16 protein-coding genes and 1 pseudogene are annotated in these 22,959 nt (G+C 61.2%); 7 read left to right on the top strand and 10 right to left on the bottom strand.

Annotation, left to right across the window (positions count from 1 at the left end):
- Positions 1-138: 138 nt before the first annotated feature.
- From AB4P94_RS18145 to AB4P94_RS18115, 7 genes are all read right to left on the bottom strand, one after another.
- Positions 139-1,668, bottom strand: a complete 1,530-nt coding sequence (locus AB4P94_RS18145) for a DHA2 family efflux MFS transporter permease subunit (RefSeq protein WP_395606744.1) — start codon at positions 1,666-1,668, stop codon at positions 139-141.
- Positions 1,668-2,870 (bottom strand): efflux RND transporter periplasmic adaptor subunit, encoded by a 1,203-nt coding sequence (locus tag AB4P94_RS18140; protein ID WP_395606743.1) that lies wholly within the window; start codon positions 2,868-2,870, stop codon positions 1,668-1,670. The genes AB4P94_RS18145 and AB4P94_RS18140 overlap by 1 nt, the downstream gene beginning before the upstream one ends.
- Before the next feature lie 15 nt (positions 2,871-2,885).
- Positions 2,886-4,343: an efflux transporter outer membrane subunit gene (locus AB4P94_RS18135; RefSeq protein ID WP_395606742.1), complete on the bottom strand. Its 1,458-nt coding sequence runs from the start codon at positions 4,341-4,343 to the stop codon at positions 2,886-2,888.
- A complete protein-coding gene (locus AB4P94_RS18130) occupies positions 4,340-4,813 on the bottom strand; it encodes a MarR family winged helix-turn-helix transcriptional regulator (RefSeq protein ID WP_395606741.1) in 474 nt (157 codons plus the stop codon). The genes AB4P94_RS18135 and AB4P94_RS18130 overlap by 4 nt, the downstream gene beginning before the upstream one ends.
- 415 nt (positions 4,814-5,228) lie before the next feature.
- Positions 5,229-8,900 carry a translocation/assembly module TamB domain-containing protein gene (locus AB4P94_RS18125; RefSeq protein WP_395606740.1) on the bottom strand — a complete coding sequence of 1,224 codons (3,672 nt, stop codon included), beginning with the start codon at positions 8,898-8,900 and terminating at the stop codon, positions 5,229-5,231.
- Positions 8,900-10,627 (bottom strand): autotransporter assembly complex family protein, encoded by a 1,728-nt coding sequence (locus AB4P94_RS18120; RefSeq protein ID WP_395606739.1) that lies wholly within the window; start codon positions 10,625-10,627, stop codon positions 8,900-8,902. Before AB4P94_RS18120 ends, AB4P94_RS18125 begins: the two co-directional genes overlap by 1 nt.
- Positions 10,628-10,691: 64 nt before the next feature.
- Positions 10,692-11,342: a GNAT family N-acetyltransferase gene (locus AB4P94_RS18115; RefSeq protein ID WP_395606738.1), complete on the bottom strand. Its 651-nt coding sequence runs from the start codon at positions 11,340-11,342 to the stop codon at positions 10,692-10,694.
- A 168-nt stretch (positions 11,343-11,510) separates the two neighbouring features.
- Here AB4P94_RS18115 and xthA point away from each other — a divergent pair, with 168 nt between their 5' ends.
- A complete protein-coding gene (xthA, locus tag AB4P94_RS18110) occupies positions 11,511-12,323 on the top strand; it encodes an exodeoxyribonuclease III (protein ID WP_395606737.1) in 813 nt (270 codons plus the stop codon).
- Between the two features lie 127 nt (positions 12,324-12,450).
- On the top strand, positions 12,451-13,782 hold the full coding sequence (locus tag AB4P94_RS18105) for a substrate-binding domain-containing protein (RefSeq protein WP_395606736.1): 1,332 nt from the start codon (positions 12,451-12,453) through the stop codon (positions 13,780-13,782).
- Between the two features lie 122 nt (positions 13,783-13,904).
- On the opposite strand, the gene AB4P94_RS18100 is transcribed toward AB4P94_RS18105, so the two are convergent.
- Positions 13,905-15,134, bottom strand: a complete 1,230-nt coding sequence (locus tag AB4P94_RS18100; protein WP_395606735.1) for an acyl-CoA dehydrogenase — start codon at positions 15,132-15,134, stop codon at positions 13,905-13,907.
- 151 nt (positions 15,135-15,285) lie between these two features.
- On the opposite strand from AB4P94_RS18100, the gene AB4P94_RS18095 reads away from it, so the two are divergent.
- Complete coding sequence (locus AB4P94_RS18095; RefSeq protein ID WP_016974062.1) at positions 15,286-16,221, top strand: LysR family transcriptional regulator; 936 nt, start codon at positions 15,286-15,288, stop codon at positions 16,219-16,221.
- Between the two features lie 2 nt (positions 16,222-16,223).
- Here AB4P94_RS18095 and AB4P94_RS18090 read toward each other — a convergent pair.
- Positions 16,224-16,322 (bottom strand): annotated as a pseudogene (locus tag AB4P94_RS18090) (N-acetyltransferase); the annotation flags it as partial.
- An 83-nt stretch (positions 16,323-16,405) separates the two neighbouring features.
- On the opposite strand from AB4P94_RS18090, the gene AB4P94_RS18085 reads away from it, so the two are divergent.
- A complete protein-coding gene (locus AB4P94_RS18085) occupies positions 16,406-16,798 on the top strand; it encodes a MerR family DNA-binding transcriptional regulator (protein WP_395606734.1) in 393 nt (130 codons plus the stop codon).
- Between the two features lie 16 nt (positions 16,799-16,814).
- Positions 16,815-17,714 (top strand): hydroxymethylglutaryl-CoA lyase, encoded by a 900-nt coding sequence (locus AB4P94_RS18080; protein WP_395606733.1) that lies wholly within the window; start codon positions 16,815-16,817, stop codon positions 17,712-17,714.
- Positions 17,715-18,360: 646 nt separating this feature from the next.
- Here the strand turns inward: AB4P94_RS18080 and AB4P94_RS18075 are convergent.
- Positions 18,361-19,998 carry an AMP-binding protein gene (locus AB4P94_RS18075; RefSeq protein ID WP_395606732.1) on the bottom strand — a complete coding sequence of 546 codons (1,638 nt, stop codon included), beginning with the start codon at positions 19,996-19,998 and terminating at the stop codon, positions 18,361-18,363.
- Between the two features lie 163 nt (positions 19,999-20,161).
- Here AB4P94_RS18075 and AB4P94_RS18070 point away from each other — a divergent pair, with 163 nt between their 5' ends.
- Positions 20,162-21,325 (top strand): isovaleryl-CoA dehydrogenase, encoded by a 1,164-nt coding sequence (locus AB4P94_RS18070; protein ID WP_395606731.1) that lies wholly within the window; start codon positions 20,162-20,164, stop codon positions 21,323-21,325.
- A gap of 11 nt (positions 21,326-21,336) precedes the next feature.
- Positions 21,337-22,944, top strand: coding sequence for a carboxyl transferase domain-containing protein (locus AB4P94_RS18065; RefSeq protein WP_395606730.1), 1,608 nt, complete (start codon positions 21,337-21,339; stop codon positions 22,942-22,944).
- The last annotated feature ends 15 nt before the right edge of the window (positions 22,945-22,959 follow it).

Genomic DNA, 22,959 nt, shown 5'->3' with positions numbered 1-22,959 from the left:
ATCCTATGTGAACAGAGATCCAAATGTGGGAGCGGGCTTGCTCGCGAAGACGGTGTGTCAGTCAACTTATGTATCGACTGACACACCGTCTTCGCGAGCAAGCCCGCTCCCACATTTTTGACCGCGTACATCCCGAAATCAGTGCCCGGAAGCCTCCGGCCCGGCTTTCGCGCCAAACGGCGGCTTCGCCAGCCACACCAGCAACATCAAGCCCATGAACATCCACCCCAGCAACGTGAAGTAATCCACGGTGGACATCATGTACGCCTGGCTGGTGAGGATCTGGTCCAGCTGCGCGTACGCTTTGTGCCCTGCCCCACCCAGCGCCTGCAAGGCGTCGCGGGTCGCCGAATCGTAGGTGGTCATGTTCTCGCTCATGTACGCATGGTGCTGGTCCGCCCGGCGAATCCAGATCCAGGTGGTCAACGACGCCGCGAAGCTGCCGCCCAGGGTCCGCAGGAAGGTGGCCAGGCCCGCACCATCGGCGATTTGTGCCGGTGGCAGGTCGGACATCAGGATGCTCAAGGTCGGCATGAAGAACAGCGCCACGCCGATACCCATGAACAACTGCACCAGGGCGATGTGCTGGAAGTCGACTTGATTGGTGAAACCGGCGCGCATAAAGCAGCTCAAGCCAATCGCCAGGAACGCCAGGCCCGCCAACAGGCGCAGGTCGAACTTGTGCGCATATTTGCCGACAAAAGGCGACATCAGCACCGGCAGAATACCGATCGGCGCCACTGCCAGGCCCGCCCAGGTCGCGGTGTAGCCCATCTGGGTTTGCAGCCATTGCGGCAGGATCAGGTTGATGCCGAAAAAGCCTGCGTAGCCAAGAATCAACACGATGGTGCCGATGCGGAAGTTGCGGTAGGCGAACAACCTCAGGTTGACCACCGGGTGCTTGTCAGTCAGCTCCCAGATAATGAACACCGCCAGGGCGATCACCGAAATCGCTGCGCCAATGATGATGAAGTTGGATTCGAACCAGTCCAGGTCATTGCCCTTGTCGAGAATGATCTGCAAGGCGCCGACACCGACGATCAAGCTCAGCAGCCCGACGTAATCCATGGGTTGGTAACTGGTGACCACGGGGCGTTTTTTCAGCTGCGAACGCACCACCATCACCGCGAAAATGCCGATGGGGACGTTAATGAAAAAGATCCACGGCCAGCTGTAGCTGTCGGTGATCCAGCCCCCCAGAATCGGCCCGGCAATCGGCGCCACCACCGTGACCATCGCCAGCAACGCCAGGGCCATGCCGCGCCTCGCGGGTGGGTAGACCGCAATCAGCAGGGTCTGGGTCATCGGGTACAACGGCCCCGCTACCAAGCCTTGCAGCACCCGGAAACCGATCAGTTCGGGCATCGAGGTGGAAATACCACAGAGAAACGACGCCAGTACAAACAGCATCGTCGCCCACAGGAACAGCTTCACCTCACCAAACCGGCGGCTCAACCAGCCGGTCAGTGGCAAGGCAATGGCGTTGCTCACCGCAAACGAGGTGATGACCCAGGTACCCTGCTCCGAACTCACACCCAGGTTGCCGGAAATGGTCGGCAACGCCACGTTGGCGATGGTGGTGTCGAGCACCTGCATAAAGGTCGCCAGCGACAGGCCAATAGTGGCCATCAACAGGCTGGGTGGCGTGAAGGAGGCGTTATTGCTCATTAGCGTTGCACAGCCTTGGGCGTGGCGGCACTGCTGTTGTCATGGATCAACTGCGTGATCATGGCGTCGGCTTCGGCCAGTTGGCGGTCGTATACGTCTGTGGTGAACGAAGCCTTTTGAGGGGCCTGTTGCGCCAGTACCGGGCCGCTTTGGTCATGCAGGTCAACCTTGACCACAGTACTCAAGCCGACGCGCAGCGGGTTCTTGGCCAATTCCTCGGCGTTGATATGAATGCGCACCGGCACCCGTTGCACGATCTTGATCCAGTTACCCGTGGCGTTCTGCGCAGGCAACAGGGCAAACGCGCTGCCGGTACCGGCGCCGAGGCTGTCGACGGTGCCGCTGAATTTCACGTCGCTGCCGTAGATGTCTGCTTCGATGTCCACCGGCTGGCCGATGCGCATGTCACGCAGTTGGGTTTCCTTGAAGTTGGCGTCGATCCACAGCTGGTTCAGCGGGATGACGGCCATCAATGCGGTACCCGGCTGCACACGCTGGCCCAACTGCACGGTGCGCTTGGCCACGTAGCCGGTGACGGGTGCAATCAAGGTGCTGCGCGCGTTGGTCAGGTAAGCCTGGCGCAGTTGCGCAGCGGCGGCTTGCACGTCCGGGTGGGACGAGATGACGGTGTCATCCACCAAAGCGTTGGTGGTTTTCAATTGTTGCTCAAGGTTGGTCAGCGCATTCTTCGCCGCCGTCAGGCTGTCACGGGCGTGGGACAGTTCTTCCTGGGAAATCGCCCCGCCTTGGGCCAGGGTTTTACGGCGGTTGAAATTGTCCTGAGCGGTTTGCACGTCGGCTTTCTGTGCATTGACCTGGGCTTTCATGCCATCGACATTGCTGTACAACCCACGCACCTGGCGCACGGTGCGGGCCAGGTTAGCCTGGGCACTTTGCAGGCCGACGGCGGCGTCGTTCGGGTCGAAGTTGATCAGCACCTGGCCTTCATGGACCAGGTCGCCATCGTCAGCACCGATGCTGACCACGGTGCCGGTGACCAGCGGGGTGATTTCCACCACGTTGCCGTTCACGTAGGCGTCATCGGTGCTTTCGCTGAAGCGCCCGTAAAATTCGTACCAGCCCCATACGCCCACACCACACAGGATGACGATCAGCGCCAGGCCGATCAGCAGGACTTTGCGTTTGCGCGGGTTGCTGTCTTCTTTGGGTTGTTCAGGGGTGTTGCTTTCGGCAGTGGCCATGACAAATACCTCAAATTATTCCGTACGGGTGGCGGGACGGGTCGTGGTCGCGGCCACGTTATCGGCGTTGAACCCGCCACCCAAGGCTTGCATCAATTGAATCGACAGATCGATCTGCGCGGCATTCAGCGTCGCCAGCTGGCGCTGGGCTTGCAGCAGTTGCTGCTCGATGCTGAGCACATCCAGGTAGTTACCGATGCCGGAGCTGTAACGCTGCACGCCGGTGTCGTAAGACTGCTGGGCGATGTCTGCGGCGTGTTGCTGCGCCTGGATCTGGCGCCCGGTTTCACGCAACTGCACCAGGCTGTTGCCGATATCACCCAGGGCTTGCACCAGGGTTTTGTTGTACTGGGCCACCGCCAGGTCGTAATCGGCGTCGCGCGCATCGAGGTCGGCGCGCAAACGGCCACCGTCGAAGATCGGCAACGAGATCGTCGGCGCAATGCTGAAGAAACGGCTGGCCGACCCAAACATCGCATCACCCAGCAACGACTCCGCCCCGGCGCTCGCGCTCAGGTTGAGGTTGGGGTAGAAGCGGGTTTTGCTCGCGGCCACGTTTTTGCTCGCAGCCTCCACGCGCCAGCGCGCGGCGATCAGGTCCGGGCGCCGGCCCAGCAGCTCGGCCGGCAGTACCGACGGCACAGCCACAGCGCTGGGCTTGAGCACGTTCGGGCGCACCAGCTCGCTGCCGCGGTCCGGGCCCTTGCCGAGCAATACGGCCAGGGCGATTTTGGCGCTTTGCAGCTGCTTTTCCGCGTCAATCAGTTGCGACTGGGAGCTGGCTTCCAGGCTTTCGGTCTGTTGGTATTGATATTCGCTGTCGATACCCGAGTTCAGGCGACGCTTGCTCAGGTCGAGCATCTGGCGAGTGCGCTTGAGGTCGTCATTGGCCAGGTCGCGCACGATGTGGGCCTGGCCCAGGTCGCTGTAAGCCTTGGCCACATTGGCGGCCAGGGTCAGGCGCGCGGCTTGCTGATCGACTTCGGCGGCGCGGGCCTCACCCAACGCGGCCTCCCAGGCGGCACGCTGGCCACCCCAGAGGTCGAAGTTGTAATTGAAGCTGGCGCCGATGTTACGCACGGTGGCGTAGGCATCACCCTCGCCACGCGGGTCCTGATCCTTGGCCAGGCGCGAGCGGCTCACGCCGGCGCTGGCATCCAGGGTCGGCAAGCGTGCGGCATTGGCCGCATAGGCGGCGGCTTCGGCCTGATGGGCGCGGGCGCTGGCGACTTGCATGTCAGGGCTGTTTTGCAGGGCCTCGGCAATCAAGCCATCGAGTTGCGGGTCGCCCAGGCTCTTCCACCAGTCGGCGGTTGGCCACGCAGCGTTCGACAGGGTGACGCCGTTCAACGACTTACCGGTTTGCAAGCTGTTGGCGTCGAGGCGTTTGCCTTGGGTGTCGAGGCCGCTGAAGTTGGCACAACCGGCCAGCGTCATTGCCACCAGCACCAGGCTCAGTGCGCGAGTGTTCATTGATTACCTACCCGCTCGATGACGATGGCGTCACCGGCAGCTACCAGAATTTTTGTGAGAATGGCTTCCAGGGTTTGCAACTCACCGGGCGCCAGGGCACCGGCCAACTCATTCATCGACTGCGCGCCGATGTGCGGCAGCATGTCTGCCAGGCGTTGGCCGTCTTCGGTGAGCACCAACTGCACTTGGCGGCGGTCCAGCTCGGAACGTTTGCGCGCCAGCAGGCCTTTTTGCTCAAGACGGTCGAGCATGCGTGTCATCGAACCGCTGTCCAGGGACAGGTTGCGGCACAGCTCGGCAGGGGTATCGACGTCAAACTGGGCAATGATGATCAACACCTTGAACTGCGCGGCGGTGACGCCGTGTGGTTCCATATGGGTGTCGATGATGCGGTCCTTGAGCAGCGCAGCACGGCCCAGCAGCAGGCCGAGGTGGCAATTGCGAAAGCTGTCAGGGGTGTAGTGGGTCATCGGAAGTCACCTTATTACTGCCTAGGCAGTGAATGTATGACAAGATGTTACTGCTTAGGCAGCGAATGTCAAATGGAATTATTAGCTTGCTTGCTATTTTCGCGACAAGTGGCATGGGATAGAAGCTGTCGAGCTTCAGCGAGGCTGCGAAGGCGGTGGGCCAGGTGACTTCTTGATTGGCCGTGCCGCCGTCTTCGCAGGCAAGCCAGCTCCCACATTAGAGCTTCATTGTTTGGTAGAAAGTGCACGGCGCCAGCGACGTGGCAATAACGATTTCTTAGTCACCGTCGATCTCCTGTGGGAGCTGTCGAGCTTCAGCGAGGCTGCGAAGGCGGTGGGTCAGGCGACCTCTTGATTGGCCGTGCCGCCGCTTTCGCAGGCAAGCCAGCTCCCACAGTTTTACCGCGTACGGTTTTTAGAAATCCCGCTTGTAGAAAATATCCAGGGAACTGGCCAAACCGCTGGCCACTTCCAGATACACCTTCTTGCTCAACAGATAGCGCAACGCGATGGTGTTGGCCGGTTCGAATACCCCCACCCCGTAACGCAAGCTCAACTTTTCAGTGATCTTGCCGCTGGCCACCACGGCGGTGTTGTTGCCGCTGCCCTGGGTGTCGAGGTCGAAGTCCTGAATGCCCAGCTTATTGGCAATGTCCGAAGTCACCCCGGCGCTGCCCATCAGGCCAAGGCCCAGCGCCGCCTGGGCAAGCATGTTGTTGTCTTCGCCGGTGGTACTCAGCGGACGGCCCAGCACCAGGTAGGACAGCGCCTGTTCCTGGCTCATCGCCGGTTCGGAAAAGATCTGCGTGGTCGGCTGCTCGGCGCTGCCGCTCAGGCGGATGCCGGCAGTCACGTCATCGGTCTTGCGGATGGCCTCGATGTCCAGGTACGGCTGGTCGAGCGGCCCGGCGAACAGCAGGCGCGCACGGCGCACGTCAAGCCGCTGGCCGTAGGCGCGGTAGCGGCCGTCGTTGAGCCACAACTCGCCGCGGGTGTCCATGTTGTCGCCGATATGCACGTGGCCCTGCACCTTGGCCGTCAGGCCAAAGCCCGAGAAGCTGAGCTTGTCTTCGCCCACCACCACGTCGATATCCATGGCCATCGCCATTGGCGGCTTGCCCTCTTCGGTCTGGCTGCCGACGATCACGGTGTCATCCGAGACCTTGACGGTTGACGGCGGCAGTTCGCGCACGGTGATCTCGCCACGCGGGATCTGCACTTTGCCGGCAATCGCGAGCTTGTCGTTCTTCAAGCTGATCTTGAGGTCGGGCGCCACTTCCAGCACCGCATAGGGCTCCACCGTGACCGGCAATTGCGAGCCTTGCAGGCTCAAATCCACCACCAGCGCCTGGCCCCAGTCGATCTGCCCCTTGAGGCTGCCCTGCCCGACCTGGCCGCTACGCCAGGCGCCATTGAGCTGCACGCTTTCGCCGGCAATCAGCGCCTGCACATTCAAGCCTTCGAGGCTGACCGGCAATTCCGGCCCAGAGACCTCACCGCCCACCAGGTTTACGTTGCCGTTGACCTGTGGCGCCAGCAGCCCACCGGAAATACGGCCACTGCCGTTGAGTTTGCCATTGAGTTTTTCCACCATCGGCACGAAAGGTCGCGCGACGGCGAGATCAAGACCGTTGAGGGTGAAATTGCCGGTGATCGGCTTGTTCTTCGGCAGCGGGTTGATCTGTGCCTGCACCAGCAGCTCGCCGAGCTTGCCGCCACGGAAGTTGAGCTGGGTGTCGATGCGCTTGGGGTTGAGCGTGGTTTCCAGCTTCAGGGTGTCGTAGGGGAAATCCACCCACTGGGTTTTGTCTTTCACGCGCAAGGTGCCACCGCTGGCGTCCACCGCAATCACGCCTTTGGGGCCGCTGTTCGGCAGGTCGAGCTGCACGTCGGCGTTCAACTTGCCTTGCCAGGCGAAATCCTTGGGCAAAAACGCCGCCAGGCTGTCGATGGGGAATTGCTTGAGGTGGTAACGCAGCTTCGGCTCGGGCATCAGACGCTGATCTTCACCGCACAGGCTGGCGGGGCCCGAGACCCAGCAATGCGCAGCAAAGGTCAGCTTGCCGTCGGCCAGGCGCTCGATCTTCGCTGGCGCTTGCAGCTTCCAGTCCTGGCCACCGGCCTGCACCTCACCACTGGCCAGACGGCCGCGCCAATTGCCCTTGTCGAGGTTGCCGTCCAGCGCCAGGGCGAGCTTGACCAGAGGCCCGGCCAGGTCGAGCTGGACTTTCTGGCTCTTGATATCGCCCTGGGCGCTGGCGGTCAGGGTGCCGACCTGGGTCTCACCGGCCTGGATGCCGCTGCCCTTGAGGTCGATCCTGGCGCGCTGGGCGTTATCCAAACTCGCATCGAGGGTCAGGTTTTGCAGTTGGTTGTCGGCGAAGGCCAGTTGCTGGCCCTTGAGGTCCAGCTTGCCTTGCGGCGCTTTCAGGCTGCCGGCGACATCCAGGCGGCCATTGATTTGCCCGCGCAATTGCGGCCATAACTGGGCCAGACGCGCGAGTTTGATATCGACCTGCCCGGCCAGCCGCTGCTGCAGGCTGCCGCTGCCATTGATGCGGTTGTCGCCCAGGCGGATATCCAGGTTGGCGAGGGTCCATTGCTCACCCGCGCCTTCGGCCTTGGCCGCCAACACAGCAGTTTGGCCGCGCAAACGGCCCTTGAGGTCAAGGTCGGCGTTCAGCTTGAGCTGTTCATTCTTGAACTCGCCCTTGCTGCGCAACGGCCCGGCCAGTGTGCCCGGCAACTCCGCCACCCAGTACGCCGGGTTCAGCGCCGACAGGTCCAGCGCCGTGTCCCAGGCAATACCGTCGGCGAACTGCACATTCAAATGGCCTTCAGCCTTGCCTTGGCCGGCGGTCAATTTCAGCTCGGGCAGGAAGATTTGCTTGAGGTCGCCACTGAACGGCGTGACCACATTGAACTTGCCGGCCGGGCCATCGAGGTCGGCATTCAAGTTGCCGAGGTAGTTACCGTCCTTGTAGGAAACCTCGCCATTGAAGGTGCGCAAGCTGACCTGCGGCTCGTCGATCAATGGATAGAGGCGATGCCAGGGAAAATCCAGCCAGGCGATTTTCGCGTCGGCGCTAAAGCCTTGCTGCCAGTCCAGGTTGGCGCTGAGCTTGAGGCTTTGTTTGTCACCGGCATTCAGGTCCAGGCCGGCGATCTGCGCGCCTTTGGCGTCGACCTTGCCTTGCAGCAACAAATCCACCGGGCCTTTTTCCGCAGGCAACACAGCCTTGCCCAGCAGTTGGTAACCGCTTTTCAGGTCACCTTTGGCCGTGAGGTCCAGCCCGTTGAGTTGCAAGGTATCGGGCAGGTCGGCGCTGGGTTTGAAGCTGTCGGAGGTGATGTGCAACTGCGCGGGCAGGTTTTCCACCAGGGGTTGCAGCTCGCCTGTCAGTTTGGCGGGCAGATAACCGCTGCTGTCGGCATCAAGCTTGAGGGTCTTGAGCAGGTCGCCCTCGACCTTGAGCGCCAGTTTCCAAGGCGCGCCGCCTGGGGCGTATGGCAGGCTCAGGTCACCGGTGGCATTGAGCGGCCAGTCTCCGGTGGGTTGCAGCAAGCCGTTGAGGTTCAGCACCAGGCCGTCACGTTGCAGGTGCACGGAGTCAATCTGCAGGCCGGCGGCGGTCCAGTGCGCCGCCAGTTGCAGGCCCTTGAGTTCTTCGCTGCCGTTAAACAACAGGCTGCCGACGCGAACGTCGCCCAACTGGATGGCAACAGGCAGTTTCAACTCGGGCAATTGAATCGGCCCACTGCTCTGCTCGGTGCCCGGAGGAAATTGCAGGCTGACCTGCTCCACCTCCAGTTGATTGATACACAACGTCATGCGCAGCAGGCACGCAGGCGACCAATCAAACGTCGGCGCGTTAAGTTCGACCCGGCTGGCATCCTGCTGCCACACCAGATGGTCGGCACTCCATTGGCCACCCAGGTGGCCCTGGAAATTCTCCACGGTCAAACCCGGCACTTGGCCCAACGCCCAGCGGCTGCCCGCCTGGGTGCCGAGCACCGTCCACAGCGCCAGCAGTATCAAGGCGAGGACCGCCACCACGGCCAGCCCCGCTATTTTCAAACCACGCATCACAGCTCAGGCCCCATGGAAAAGTGCAATCGAATGCCGCCCGGGTCTTCCAGGGCATGGGCCAGATCAAGGCGAATCGGACCGACCGGCGACACCCAGCGCACGCCCACGCCGACGCCGGTTTTCAGGCTGGGCAGGTCGAGGGTATTAAAGGAATTGCCCTGGTCGATAAAGGTCGCGATCCGCCATTTATCGGTAATGGAATATTGATACTCGGCGCTCAAGGCCACCATGTAGCGGCCGCCGATACGGTCGCCGCGATCATTTTCGGGGGACAGGGTCTGGTATTCGTAACCACGCACGCTTTGATCACCACCGGCAAAGAAACGCAATGACGGCGGTATCGACTTGTAACCGTTGGTGGCGCTGCCGCCAAACTGGGCACGGCCGAGGAAGCGGTGGTTGTCCCACAAGGTGGTCAAGCCTTTCACCGTGGCCGTGCCATAAAGCAGGTTGGTGTCTGAGCCCAGGCCCTCTTTGGCGACCTTGGCGTCGAACGCCAGGCGATAACCATTGTGCGGGTCAATGCGGTTATCACTGCGCAGGTAGGAATAATTGATACCCGGCATGACCAGGTTGCTCAGGCCCGAGTCGTTGCCCTCGCGGTATTCTTCACGCTGGTATTTGAGCGAGATGATGCGGGTCCAGCCACTGGGCAATTTGCTGTGCCACTCCGGGCCCAGCGTGAGCAATTTACTCAACGTGTCGCTGTTGGCCAGTTCTTCATTCTGGTAGCCGCCGGCAAAGCGCAACTTGTCGGTCAGTGGCGGGTCGAGCGGGATGTCATACCACAGGCCGACGTTCTGCCGCGGCGCCGACAGTTCGGCTTCCCAGCCATAACTGTGGCCCTGGGGGTTGACCCAGTGCCGCGTCCAGTTGGCTTTGCCGCGCGGGCCGACGTCGGTCGAATACCCCAGGCCCAGGCCCATGGTGCGTGGCTTGCGCGTCTCCAGTTGCACCGCCACCGGGATCACATCGTTGGCCGAAGCGGCAGGCGCTGCGTCCACGCGCACGCCCTCGAAGAAGCCGCTGCCTTGCAGGTTCTGGTTAAGTTCGGCGATCAGTTCGGAGTCGTAAGGCGTGCCGCTCTTGAACGGCACCATGCGTTGCAATAGGTCTTCATCAAACGGCGTGTCGCCGGTAAAGCTGACCTTGCCCATGGTGTAGCGCGGGCCACTGTCGTAGATAAGCTCGATATCGGCCACACCCGCCTGCGGGTCGACCGAGAGTTTTTGGCGGGTAAAGCGCCCGCTGAAAAAACCGTAGCGCGAGGCCTGGTTCTGGATCAGGCGCTTGGCGTCTTCGTAATGGCCGTGGTTGAGCACGGCGCCGGGCTTGAGGTCGTCGCCGGCAGGCACGCGAAAGGATTTGAGGTCGGCGGCCTGGCCATCGACCCGAATGGTCACGTCGCGCAAATGCACCGGTTCGCCGGGGTCGATGTTGAGGATCAGGCGCGGGTTCTTGCCGCCCTTCACGTCGCTTTCGATCAGTGGCTGATAGTAGCCCAAGGCCTGCGCGGCTTTGCGCGCCTGCTCCTCGGCGCCGCGGCTGAACCGCAGCAGGGCTTCTTCATCACGATCGCCTACCCCGCCGATATAGCCTTCGATATTGGCTTTCAACGCGTCGTTTGAGGGCTTGATGCGCACGTCCAGTTCGCTTTGCGCCAAGGCGCCGCAGCTTGTGAACAGCAGAATCAAGCCGCTGGTAAATCTTCCTGGAAACTTCATAGGCGCGGATGCTACACGAGCTTGGGAGACTCTTTGAACCCGGAATTGTCTGAATAATTCTGTCTCAAACCGTTGCAGCCTGTAACGCCTGGGGGTTGGCATGAAAAAACACGTGTTCCAGGACCGGTCCTACAGCAACTTCACCGATTTCCTCATAGCCCTGTCGCTTGTAGAACTCCAGGTAACGCGAGTTGCCGGTATCGAGCACCACGCCGGATGAATGCGGGTCTTCGGCGCACCAGTTGTGCACCGCCTCCAACAGTTGCTCGCCGTAGTGCTTGCCCTGGAATTGCGGGTGAATGCCCAGCAATGGCAGCACATGCACCGATTCCCCCGGCAGGCACGCGAGCACGGCATGATGATATTCAAGATAACGCCGCGTACCCCGCACGCCGGTGCTCAGCCACATGCGGATCTGCCAGGCCCAGCTCTCGGTAATCCCCAGGCGCCGTTGCGGTGGCGCGATCAACGCGATGCCGATCAGCCGGTCATTGACGAACAGGCCGATGGCGGGAAGCTTTTGGAAGAAATGCTGCTTGACCAGTTCGCGCACGGTGGCGCGCACGCGCTGTTCGTAACCCGGCCGCTCGGCTTCAAAGATATAGGCGAACGTCGGCTCATGCCGATAGGCCTGGTACAACAGGGAGCGGGCTTCGCGAGAGTAGCCACTGTTGAGCAGGCGAATTTCGGCAGTGGCAGTTGAAGTGTCCGGCATAGCGTCAATCTCCCTGGGCGCTACTCAAAAGGCAGCGTTCTTATGAGTACGAACCTGCGCAGCACGAGTCGTTCCCAGACATTAGCAGCGCATCTGCCCTACTGCCACGCTGGCCCCCGTCCGACTTGTCGGCTAGCATCGCCCTTTTGCCAGACTGGACTGCCGACCATGAAAATCGTCTCCTTCAACATCAACGGGCTGCGCGCCCGCCCTCATCAGCTGGCGGCACTGATCGAGAAGCACCAACCGGATGTGATTGGCCTGCAGGAAACCAAGGTTCACGATGACCAGTTCCCGCTGGCCGAAGTAGAGGCCCTGGGCTATCACGTGTACTACCACGGGCAGAAAGGCCACTACGGCGTCGCGCTCCTTTCGCGCAAGCCGGCGTTGAGCCTGCACAAAGGCTTTGCCAGCGACGAAGAAGACGCCCAGCGCCGCTTTATCTGGGGCAGCTTCGCCGACGAGCATGGCCAGTCGATCACCGTGATGAATGGTTACTTCCCTCAGGGCGAAAGCCGTGACCACCCGACTAAATTCCCGGCCAAGCAGCGCTTCTATGAAGACTTGCAGCAACTGCTGGAAAGCCAGTTCAGCAACGACCAGCCACTGGTGGTGATGGGCGATATCAATATTTCCCCCGAAGACATCGACATCGGTATCGGCGCCGACAACGCCAAGCGCTGGCTGAAAACCGGCAAGTGCAGTTTCCTGCCGGAAGAACGCGAATGGATGGCGCGCCTTAAGAACTGGGGCCTGGTGGACAGCTTCCGCCACCTGAACCCGGACGTGGCCGACCGCTTCAGCTGGTTCGACTACCGTAGCCGCGGGTTTGAAGATGAGCCCAAGCGTGGCCTGCGCATCGACGTGATACTGGCGTCCAATGGCTTGGTGTCACGGGTCAAGGATGCGGGTGTGGATTACGGATTGCGTGGGCTGGAAAAGCCGTCGGACCATGCGCCGATCTGGCTCGAATTGAGCTGACAACACTGTTCAGTGTGGGAGCTGGCTTGCCTGCTCCCACACTTGGATAAGTTGTGTGTCAGTCACAATGCTGAAACCCAACTGACTTAATCTACCGGCACTCCCTTTGGCTTGAGAAGGTGCCGGCATGAAGCTGCGCGTTCTGTTCCTGTTGGCCGTTTTTCCCTTCTACGCTGTTGCCGCCCCTCTTCCCGTTCCCGATCAAGGCGCCGCACTGCGCATCCAGGGCTCCAACACCATTGGCGCGGCGCTGGGGCCGGCATTGGTGATGGGCTTGATGGAGCATCAGGGGTTACAGGGCGTGCACAGCGAAGCGGCCGAAGGCGCCAATGAACAGCGGCTGATCGGCAAGACCCGCTTGGGCAAGACCGTGACCATCGACGTCGCGGCCCACGGCTCCAGCACCGGGTTTGCAGCGCTGAAAAAAAACAGCGCCGACCTTGCAGCTTCTTCGCGCCCGATCAAGGACAGTGAGCTGGTGGACCTTGAACCGCTCGGTGACCTGAAAAGCCCGGGCGCCGAGCAGGTGATTGCCATCGACGGCCTGGCGATCATCCTCAATCCGCGCAACCCGTTGAACACGCTGACCACCGAGCAACTGGCGCAGATCTTCAACGGCGAGGTCAGCACTTGGGAGGAACTGGGCGGTGTCGGCGGCGCGATTCATCTGTACGCCCGCGATGATCAATCCGGCACCTACGACACTTTCAAGGAACTGGTGCTGCGCCTGCGCGGCAAACCCTTGGCCCCTGGCGCCAAGCGGTTTGAGTCCAGCGAAGAACTGTCCGATGCGGTCAGCCATGACCCTCAGGGCATCGGGTTTATCGGCCTGCCCTATGTGCGTCAGGCCAAGGCGGTGGCGATTGTCGACGGCGATTCGCAGCCCATGCTGCCACTGACCAGCCTGATTGCCACCGAGGACTACCCGCTGTCGCGCCGGCTGTATTTTTACCTGCCGCCGTCGGGCCATAACCTGTGGGCCAATGCACTGGTGAGTTTTGCCCAGAGCAGCAAGGGCCAGGCGATTGTGGCGGCCAACGGGTTTATCGCGCAGCACGTGCAGGCCATCGCCGTAGAACCGCGTGCCTCCATGCCCGAGGACTACCAGGCCATCGCCCGTGACGCCCAGCGCTTGACCGTGAATTTTCGTTTCGAGGAGGGCAGCGCCAGCCTGGACAACAAGGCACGCCAGGATCTGCAGCGAGTGGTGGCTTATTTAAGAAGCCACAACAAACTCGACAAGCAGGTCACGCTGGTCGGGTTTGGTGATGCCAAGAATGACCCGCAGCGGGCGGCGCTGCTCTCCAAATTGCGGGCGATGGCGGTGCGCCGGGAATTGGTCAAAAGCGGTGTTGTACTGCGCGATATTCGCGGGTTTGGTGCGCAGATGCCGGTGGCGACGAATACGGCGGATGAGGGGCGGATCAAGAATCGGCGGGTGGAGGTTTGGGTGTACTGAACTCTGAGGTTGTGTGTTGTTCAGACTGGCCTCTTCGCGAGCAAGCCCGCTCCCACATTTTGAATGTGTTCACAAATCAAAGTGTGGGAGCGGGCTTGCTCGCGAATACAGGCGACTCGGTCTTACCGCTCGCCGCGCATCAACTCCCGAGGCACATACTTGCCGATCTCGAACTTGCCGATCGCCGCACGGTGCACTTCGTCCGGGCCGTCGGCCAGGCGCAGGGTGCGTTGCATGGCGTACATGTAGGCCAGCGGGAAGTCGTTGGAAACACCCGCACCGCCATGCATCTGAATCGCGCGGTCGATGACCTTCAGTGCCACATTCGGTGCTACCACCTTGATCTGGGCAATTTCACTTTTCGCGACTTTATTACCCACGGTGTCCATCATGTACGCCGCTTTCAGGGTCAGCAGGCGCGCCATGTCGATTTCCATGCGTGAGTCGGCGATCTTGTCGATATTGCCGCCCAGCCGGGCCAACGGCTTGCCAAACGCGGTACGGCTGACGGAGCGTTTGCACATCAATTCCAGTGCCCGCTCGGCCATACCGACGGAGCGCATGCAGTGGTGGATACGGCCAGGGCCCAGGCGGCCCTGGGCGATTTCAAAACCACGGCCCTCACCCAACAGTACGTTTTCATACGGCACGCGCACGTTGTCGAATAGCACTTCGGCGTGGCCGTGGGGCGCATCGTCGTAGCCGAACACCGGCAGCGGGCGCACGATTTTCACGCCGGGGGTATCCACCGGTACCAGGATCATCGAGTGCTGCTGGTGGCGCGGTGCATCCGGGTTGCTCAGGCCCATGAAAATGAGGATTTTGCAGCGCGGGTCGCAGGCGCCGGAGGTCCACCATTTTTTGCCGTTGATGACCCACTCGTCGCCCTGGCGCTCAGCGCGGGCGGCCATGTTGGTGGCGTCCGAAGATGCTACATCCGGTTCGGTCATGGCGAACGCCGAGCGGATCTCGCCGCGCAGCAGCGGTTCCAGCCAGCGTTGTTTCTGTTCTTCATTGGCGTAGCGCACCAGCACTTCCATGTTGCCGGTGTCGGGTGCCGAGCAGTTGAACGGCTCCGGGCCCAGCAACGAGCGCCCCATGATCTCGGCCAGCGGTGCGTATTCAAGGTTGGTCAGGCCCGCGCCCAATTCGGACTCCGGCAGGAACAGGTTCCACAAACCTTCGGCCTTAGCCTTGGCCTTCAACTCTTCCATGATGGCGGTGGGCTGCCAGCGATCACCTTCGCTGACCTGGCGTTCAAACACCGGCTCGGCCGGGTAAACGTAAGCGTCCATGAACGCGGTGACACGTTCACGCAGTTCCTGAACCTTGGGCGAATAGGCGAAATCCATGAGCAGCTCCCTTCTCTGAGAGGTTGTTTAGGTCATGCAATCGATGCTAGAACAGCGTTGATAATTTACCTAGCCTATTCTCGGCGTGTATTAACATTCATCACCGATATATGATCGGCCTATCGGCATCTAACAATAAGAGCGCAACGAAATGAATCTGAGCAAGGTCGACCTCAACCTCTTCATCGTCTTCGACGCGATCTACACCGAAGCCAACCTGACCCGCGCGGGGCAGATTGTCGGCATCACCCAGCCGGCAGTGTCCAACGCCCTGGCACGCTTGCGCGAGACCTTCAACGACCCGCTGTTCGTGCGTACCGCACAAGGCATGGTGCCCACGCCCATGGCCCAGAACATCATCGGCCCGGTGCGCAATGCGTTGTCGTTGCTGCGGGTGTCGGTGCAGGAAAGCCGGATTTTCAACCCGCAACAAGCGGCCAAGACCTACCGCATCAGCATGACCGACCTTACCGAGGCGGTGATTTTGCCGCTGCTGTTCCAGCGCCTGCGCCGCCTGGCGCCGACGGTGGTGATCGAGAGCTTCCTGTCCAAACGCCGTGAAACCACCAAGGAACTCGCCGCCGGGCGCCTGGACTTTGCCGTGGATGCGCCGCTCAACACCGACCCGCAAGTGCGCCACGTCAAGTTGATGGAAGACCGTTACGTGTGCGCCATGCGCAAGGGCCACCCGCTGGCGGGCAAGGACAAGCTGACCCTGGATGACTACCTCGGGCTGACCCACATCCATATCTCCAGCCGCCGCAACGGTTTGGGCCATGTGGACCTGGCCCTCGGCAAGATGGGCCTGCAGCGCAAGATCGCCCTGCGCTCACAGCATTACTTGATGGCTTCGCAAGTGTTGCAGCAGACCGACATGGTGATGACCGTGCCCGAACGCTTTGCCCGCCGCCATGAACTGCACTGGTTCAACCTGCCGGTCAATGACGTACCGCCGGTGGAAACCCACCTGTATTGGCACGAAAGCACCGACCAGGACCCGGCCAACCGCTGGATGCGCGAGCAGATGATCGAGTTGTGCCAGCAAGTCACGGCGCACGAGAAGAAGCTGGATGGCAAGCAAGCCTGACCGCTTCTGTGGCGAGGGAGCTTGCTCCCGTTGGCCTGCGCAGCAGGCCCATCTCTTGGGGCCGCTTCGCGGCCCAGCGGGAGCAAGCTCCCTCGCCACAGGATAAGTGCCCATGCGGGCTATTTGCTTGACGTTTACGTCAACCTGACATTAGCTTAGCGCCAAGCCCCTCTTGAGCGCCGCCATGAGCACCACTTACAGCATCTCCGACCTCGCTCGCGAGCTCGACATCACCACCCGCGCGATTCGCTTTTATGAAGAACAAGGCCTGCTGGCCCCGGAGCGCCGGGGCCAGGAGCGTATTTATTCGGCGCGAGACAAGGTCAGCCTCAAGCTGATCCTGCGCGGCAAGCGCATCGGGTTTTCGCTGGCCGAGTGCCGCGAACTGATCGAACTCTACGACCCCAGCAGCGGCAACCACATTCAGCTCAACAGCATGCTGGCGAAAATCGCTGAGCGCCGTGAGCAGCTTGAGCAGCAGTTGCTGGACATCGAACAGATGAAACTGGAACTGGACACCGCCGAAGAGCGCTGCACCCAGGCCCTCGCGCACACCATGAGCCAGGTTGGCCATTGATCAGAAGGTAACTGCCATGCCCCTCCCCTCACACGTGCGCCTGGTGGAAGTCGGCCCGCGCGACGGTTTGCAGAATGAAGCCCAACCCATCAGCGTCGCCGACAAGGTGCAGTTGGTAGACGCCTTGAGCGCTGCGGGCTTGAGCTATATCGAAGTCGGCAGTTTCGTCTCGCCCAAGTGGGTGCCGCAGATGGCCGGCTCCGCCGAAGTATTTGCGCAGATTCAGCGCAAGCCCGGTGTGACCTACGGCGCGCTGGCCCCGAACCTGCGCGGTTTTGAAGACGCGCTGGCTGCGGGCGTGAAGGAAGTGGCTGTATTTGCGGCGGCGTCCGAGGCGTTTTCCCAGCGCAATATCAACTGTTCCATCAGCGAAAGCCTGGAGCGCTTTGCGCCGATCATGGCCGCAGCCAGGAACAACGGCATCAGCGTGCGTGGTTATGTGTCGTGTGTGCTGGGCTGCCCTTACGAAGGCGACATCGCGCCGGAGCAAGTGGCCGCCGTCGCACGTGAGCTGTACGCCATGGGCTGCTACGAAGTGTCGTTGGGTGACACCATCGGCACCGGCACGGCGGGCGCCACACGGCGGTTGTTCGAGGTGGTCGGGGCGCAGGTACCCCGGGACAAGCTGGCCGGGCACTTCCACGACACCTATGGCCAGGCCATCGCCAATATCTACGCCAGCCTGCTCGAAGGTATCAATGTGTTCGACAGTTCTATCGCGGGCCTGGGCGGCTGCCCGTACGCCAAGGGCGCCAGCGGTAACGTCGCCACCGAGGATGTGCTGTACCTGCTCAACGGCCTGGGGATCGAAACGGGTATCGACTTGGACGCCTTGATGCGTGCGGGCCGGCAAATCAGCCAGGTGCTGGGCCGGCCTACCGGGTCGCGCGTCGCCAAGGCACGTAATGCCGTTTGAGTAGGGAGGCTGTGACAATGTGTTACCGCACGCTTACGTTTCGAGTAACACGGGAACATATTTTGTCGCATTTGCTGAAGGCCATGTCCCACATAAAAATCAAACCATTGATTTTTAAGGACTTTTAAAAGTTGGCACGGCTTCTGCTATCTCTATGGCATAACAAGAATAAAAAGCGCCAAACCTAATAAAAATAAGACGAAACGACTCTGACATAACAAAAACAACACGGCAGAGACGCAGCTAACAGATTTTTTTGAAGAAGATGTGCTTCGCAGGGTACGGCATGCCGAAACCCGCAACCGGTTAGAGAAAAATAAAACTACCTCAGGTAGCTGCCACTGGTTGGGTCGATCACGAAGAAGCAGGTCAGCGTTCAAAAAAATACGTTTGCTCTTGACCCCGGATGGGGGTCGCCAAAAACAGCGGTAAAGGGTAACGGTTGCCAAAAACAACAATAGACCGCCCCTCAATAATAAAAAAAGAGCACGCAACGACAAATTAAAGGGGACCTTCGGGTCCCCTTTGTGCTTTTTGCACCTGACACTCAACTGTCCAATCTGTGGGAGCTGGCTTGCCTGCGATTGCGGCCTGTCAGACGCACCGCTATCGCAGGCAAGCCAGCTCCCACATGGGCCTTGTGGCGCTAATCGGGTTGGGTTCGCAGCTCTTCGATGGAAATCTCGCGCATACGGAATTTCTGGATTTTGCCGGTCACTGTCATCGGAAACTCATCCACGAATTTGAAATGCTTGGGCGTCTTGAAGTGCGCAATGCGGCCCTTGCACCAGGTCTGCAATTCCAGCTCGTTGGCCACATGGCCGGGATGGAACTTGACCCAGGCGACGATCTCTTCGCCATAACGCTCGTCCGGAATGCCGATGATCTGCACATCCGCCACCGCCGGGTGAGTGAAGAAAAACTCCTCCAGCTCACGCGGGTACACGTTCTCGCCACCGCGAATGATCATGTCCTTGTTACGCCCGGCAATGCACACGTAACCCTGTTCATCCATGGTCGCCAGGTCACCGGTGTGCATCCAGCCGGCGTCGTCGATGGCGTCGCGGGTGCCTTCGGGGTTGTTCCAGTACCCGAGCATTACACTGTAACCACGGGTGCACAGCTCACCGACTTCGCCGCGCGCAACGGTGTTGCCGGCCGCGTCGATGATTTTGTTTTCCAGTTGCGGCTGGGTGCGCCCGACGGTGGTCACGCGCCGCTCCAGGTCGTCATTCGCGCCGGTCTGCAACGAGACCGGGCTGGTTTCGGTCATGCCATAGGCAATCTGCACTTCGCCCATGTGCAATTCGCTGATGACACGGCGCATCACTTCGATGGGGCAGGTGGCGCCCGCCATGATCCCGGTGCGCAAGGTTGACAGTTCGAACTCGCCTCGGCGCGGGTGATCAAGCATGGCGATAAACATGGTCGGCACGCCGTACAAGCCGGTAGCCCGCTCTTCGGCGACGGCACTCAACGTGAGCAGCGGGTCGAAGCCGTCATTCGGGTAAATCATGGTGGTGCCGTGGGTGATGCACCCCAGGTTGCCCATCACCATGCCAAAGCAGTGATACAGCGGCACCGGTATCACCAGGCGGTCCTGCGCGGTGAGGCCCAGGCTTTCGCCGACCATGTAGCCGTTATTGAGGATGTTGTGGTGGCTGAGGGTCGCGCCCTTGGGGAAACCGGTGGTGCCGGAGGTGTACTGGATGTTTACGGCCTGATCGAAATGCAGGCTGGCTTGGCGGCTGTGCAACTGCTCGGGCGTAACACCTGCGCCGAGGGCCGACAGTTGCGACCAGGGCACAAAGCCCGGGGGCGGGCTGGGGTCGAGGCTGATGATGGCGCGCAGGTCGGGTTTCAACGCCTGCAACATTGCGTGGTAATCCGAGGCTTTGAATGAACCTGCACACACCAGCCATTGGCAGCCGGACTGCTTGAGCACGTACTCCAGTTCACTGCTGCGATACGCCGGGTTGATGTTGACCAGAATCACCCCGAGCTTGGCACTGGCGATCTGGCTGATGCACCACTCGGCGCAATTGGGCGCCCAGATGCCCAGGCGATCACCGGTTTGCATGCCCAGGGCCATAAATGCGCGGGCATGCAAATCAACGGTCTCGGCCAGTTGCCGCCAGGAATATCGACGCTGCTGATGGCGTACCACCAACGCCTCGCCGTCCGGGTAGCGCGCGGCGGTTTTATCAAAGGCCTGGCCGATCGTTTCAGCCAGCAAAGTCTTGTCCTGAGAGCCACGGCTGTAGCTCGGGTTCAGTTGATCCATAACGACCCCTTTTGTCTTTTTTGTAAGGTGGACGGCGGTTGCTTGACGTAAACGTAAACTACGATTGACAGCCTCGCAACGCAAGCTTACGTTAACGTAAAGGTGAGCGCCCTCCTCCGGCGCCGTCCACACAACAACAAAGCTCACAGTAAGGTGCCTGTCCATGAGTTACCCGTCCCTGAACTTCGCCCTCGGTGAAACCATCGACATGCTGCGCGACCAGGTGCAGCACTTCGTGGCCAAGGAAGTCGCGCCGCGCGCAGCCCAGATCGACAGCGACAACCTGTTTCCCGCCGACCTGTGGCGCAAGTTCGGTGACATGGGCCTGCTCGGCATCACGGTACCGGAAGAATACGGTGGTGCCGGCCTGGGTTATCTGGCCCACGTGGTGGCGATGGAAGAAATCAGCCGCGGCTCGGCCTCGGTGGCGTTGTCCTACGGCGCGCATTCCAACCTGTGTGTGAACCAGATCAACCGCAACGGCAACCATGAGCAGAAACTCAAATACCTGCCCAAACTGATCAGCGGCGAGCACGTCGGCGCCCTGGCCATGAGCGAACCGAATGCCGGTTCCGATGTGGTTTCGATGAAACTGCGCGCCGACAAGCGCGGTGGCCATTACGTACTCAACGGCAGCAAAACCTGGATCACCAACGGCCCCGACGCCAGCACCTACGTGATCTACGCCAAGACCGACCTGGAAAAAGGCGCTCACGGCATCACCGCGTTTATCGTGGAGCGCGACTGGAAAGGCTTCAGCCGCAGCAACAAGTTCGACAAGCTGGGCATGCGCGGCTCCAACACCTGCGAACTGTTTTTCGATGACGTCGAAGTGCCCGAGGAAAACATCCTCGGCGTGCTCAATGGCGGCGTGAAAGTATTGATGAGCGGCCTCGACTACGAGCGCGTCGTGCTCTCCGGCGGCCCGACCGGGATCATGCAGGCCTGCATGGACCTGATCGTGCCCTACATCCACGACCGCAAGCAGTTCGGCCAGAGCATCGGCGAATTCCAGCTGATCCAGGGCAAGGTCGCCGACATGTACACCCAACTCAACGCCAGCCGCGCCTACCTCTACGCGGTGGCCCAGGCCTGCGAACGCGGCGAAACCACGCGCAAGGATGCCGCCGGGGTGATCCTCTACAGCGCCGAGCGCGCCACACAGATGGCCCTGGATGCCATCCAGATTCTCGGCGGCAACGGCTACATCAATGAATTCCCCGCCGGGCGCCTTCTGCGTGACGCCAAGCTGTACGAAATCGGCGCCGGTACCAGTGAGATCCGCCGGATGCTGATCGGTCGCGAACTCTTCAACGAAACCCGCTGAAGGAGCGCACCATGGCCATCTTGCACACCCAGCTCAACCCGCGCTCGCCAGAGTTTTCCGCCAACAGCACCGCCATGCGCCAACAGGTCGACGCGCTGCACACCCTGCTCGCCCAGGTGCAGCAAGGTGGCGGCGCCAAAGCCCAGGAACGCCACACCTCGCGCGGCAAACTGCTGCCCCGCGAACGTATCAACCGCCTGCTTGATCCGGGCTCGCCGTTTCTCGAATTGAGCCAGTTGGCCGCCCATCAGGTGTACGGCGAAGACGTGCCGGCGGCCGGTGTGATCGCCGGCATCGGCCGCGTGGAAGGCGTCGAATGCATGATTGTCGCCAACGACGCCACGGTGAAGGGCGGCTCCTACTATCCGCTCACCGTGAAAAAACACTTGCGCGCCCAGGCCATCGCCGAGCAGAACCGCCTGCCGTGCATCTACCTGGTGGATTCCGGCGGCGCCAACTTGCCGCGTCAGGACGAAGTGTTCCCGGACCGAGAGCACTTCGGGCGGATCTTCTTCAACCAGGCCAATATGAGCGCCCAGGGCATTCCACAGATTGCCGTGGTGATGGGTTCTTGCACAGCCGGTGGCGCCTATGTGCCGGCCATGGCGGACGAAGCGATCATGGTGCGCCAGCAAGCGACCATCTTCCTCGCCGGGCCGCCGCTGGTAAAAGCCGCGACCGGTGAAGTGGTCAGCGCTGAAGACCTGGGCGGCGCCGATGTGCACTGCAAGATCTCCGGCGTCGCCGACCACTATGCCGACAGCGATGAACATGCGCTGGCCCTTGCGCGGCGCAGCGTGGCCAACCTCAATTGGCGCAAACAAGGCGAGCTGCTGCAACGCGCGCCCGTCGCGCCGCTGTACAGCAGCGAAGAGCTTTACGGGGTGATCCCGGCAGACGCCAAGCAGCCGTTTGACGTACGCGAAGTGATCGCACGGCTGGTGGACGGTTCGGTGTTCGATGAGTTCAAGGCGCTGTTCGGCACCACGCTGGTGTGCGGTTTTGCACACCTGCACGGCTACCCGATTGCGATCCTGGGCAACAACGGCATTCTGTTCGCAGAAGCCGCGCAAAAAGGCGCGCACTTTATCGAATTGGCCTGCCAGCGCGGCATTCCTCTGCTGTTCCTGCAAAACATCACCGGTTTCATGGTCGGCCAGAAGTACGAAGCCGGCGGTATTGCCAAACATGGCGCCAAGCTGGTCACCGCGGTGGCCTGTGCCAAGGTGCCGAAGTTCACCGTGATCATCGGCGGCAGCTTTGGCGCCGGTAACTACGGGATGTGCGGGCGGGCCTACGACCCGCGTTTCTTGTGGATGTGGCCGAATGCGCGCATTGGCGTGATGGGGGCCGAACAGGCTGCGGGCGTGCTGGTGCAGGTCAAGCGCGAACAGGCTGAACGGGCGGGCAGCGAGTTCAGCGCTGAAGAGGAAAGCGCGATCAAGCAGCCGATCCTCGACCAGTACGAAACCCAGGGCCACCCCTACTATTCCAGCGCCCGCCTGTGGGATGACGGCGTCATCGACCCGCTGCAGACCCGTGATGTGCTGGCCCTGGCCTTGTCCGCCGCGCTGAATGCCCCCATCGAGCCGAGCCGCTTCGGCGTGTTCCGCATGTAAATGGAGCCGTACCCC

The sequence above is a fragment of the Pseudomonas sp. B22129 genome (assembly GCF_044218875.1).
Classification (GTDB): domain Bacteria; phylum Pseudomonadota; class Gammaproteobacteria; order Pseudomonadales; family Pseudomonadaceae; genus Aquipseudomonas.
This window is presented reverse-complemented; position numbering and strand designations above follow the sequence as displayed.

What these genes read in the sequence shown, in the direction of transcription:
- AB4P94_RS18145 (WP_395606744.1), bottom strand. Translation starts at nt 1,668, where the DNA reads ATGAGCAATAACGCCTCCTTCACGCCACCCAGCCTGTTGATGGCCACT.
- AB4P94_RS18140 (WP_395606743.1), bottom strand. Translation starts at nt 2,870, where the DNA reads ATGGCCACTGCCGAAAGCAACACCCCTGAACAACCCAAAGAAGACAGC.
- AB4P94_RS18135 (WP_395606742.1), bottom strand. Translation starts at nt 4,343, where the DNA reads ATGAACACTCGCGCACTGAGCCTGGTGCTGGTGGCAATGACGCTGGCC.
- AB4P94_RS18130 (WP_395606741.1), bottom strand. Translation starts at nt 4,813, where the DNA reads ATGACCCACTACACCCCTGACAGCTTTCGCAATTGCCACCTCGGCCTG.
- AB4P94_RS18125 (WP_395606740.1), bottom strand. Translation starts at nt 8,900, where the DNA reads ATGCGTGGTTTGAAAATAGCGGGGCTGGCCGTGGTGGCGGTCCTCGCC.
- AB4P94_RS18120 (WP_395606739.1), bottom strand. Translation starts at nt 10,627, where the DNA reads ATGAAGTTTCCAGGAAGATTTACCAGCGGCTTGATTCTGCTGTTCACA.
- AB4P94_RS18115 (WP_395606738.1), bottom strand. Translation starts at nt 11,342, where the DNA reads ATGCCGGACACTTCAACTGCCACTGCCGAAATTCGCCTGCTCAACAGT.
- xthA (WP_395606737.1), top strand. Translation starts at nt 11,511, where the DNA reads ATGAAAATCGTCTCCTTCAACATCAACGGGCTGCGCGCCCGCCCTCAT.
- AB4P94_RS18105 (WP_395606736.1), top strand. Translation starts at nt 12,451, where the DNA reads ATGAAGCTGCGCGTTCTGTTCCTGTTGGCCGTTTTTCCCTTCTACGCT.
- AB4P94_RS18100 (WP_395606735.1), bottom strand. Translation starts at nt 15,134, where the DNA reads ATGGATTTCGCCTATTCGCCCAAGGTTCAGGAACTGCGTGAACGTGTC.
- AB4P94_RS18095 (WP_016974062.1), top strand. Translation starts at nt 15,286, where the DNA reads ATGAATCTGAGCAAGGTCGACCTCAACCTCTTCATCGTCTTCGACGCG.
- AB4P94_RS18085 (WP_395606734.1), top strand. Translation starts at nt 16,406, where the DNA reads ATGAGCACCACTTACAGCATCTCCGACCTCGCTCGCGAGCTCGACATC.
- AB4P94_RS18080 (WP_395606733.1), top strand. Translation starts at nt 16,815, where the DNA reads ATGCCCCTCCCCTCACACGTGCGCCTGGTGGAAGTCGGCCCGCGCGAC.
- AB4P94_RS18075 (WP_395606732.1), bottom strand. Translation starts at nt 19,998, where the DNA reads ATGGATCAACTGAACCCGAGCTACAGCCGTGGCTCTCAGGACAAGACT.
- AB4P94_RS18070 (WP_395606731.1), top strand. Translation starts at nt 20,162, where the DNA reads ATGAGTTACCCGTCCCTGAACTTCGCCCTCGGTGAAACCATCGACATG.
- AB4P94_RS18065 (WP_395606730.1), top strand. Translation starts at nt 21,337, where the DNA reads ATGGCCATCTTGCACACCCAGCTCAACCCGCGCTCGCCAGAGTTTTCC.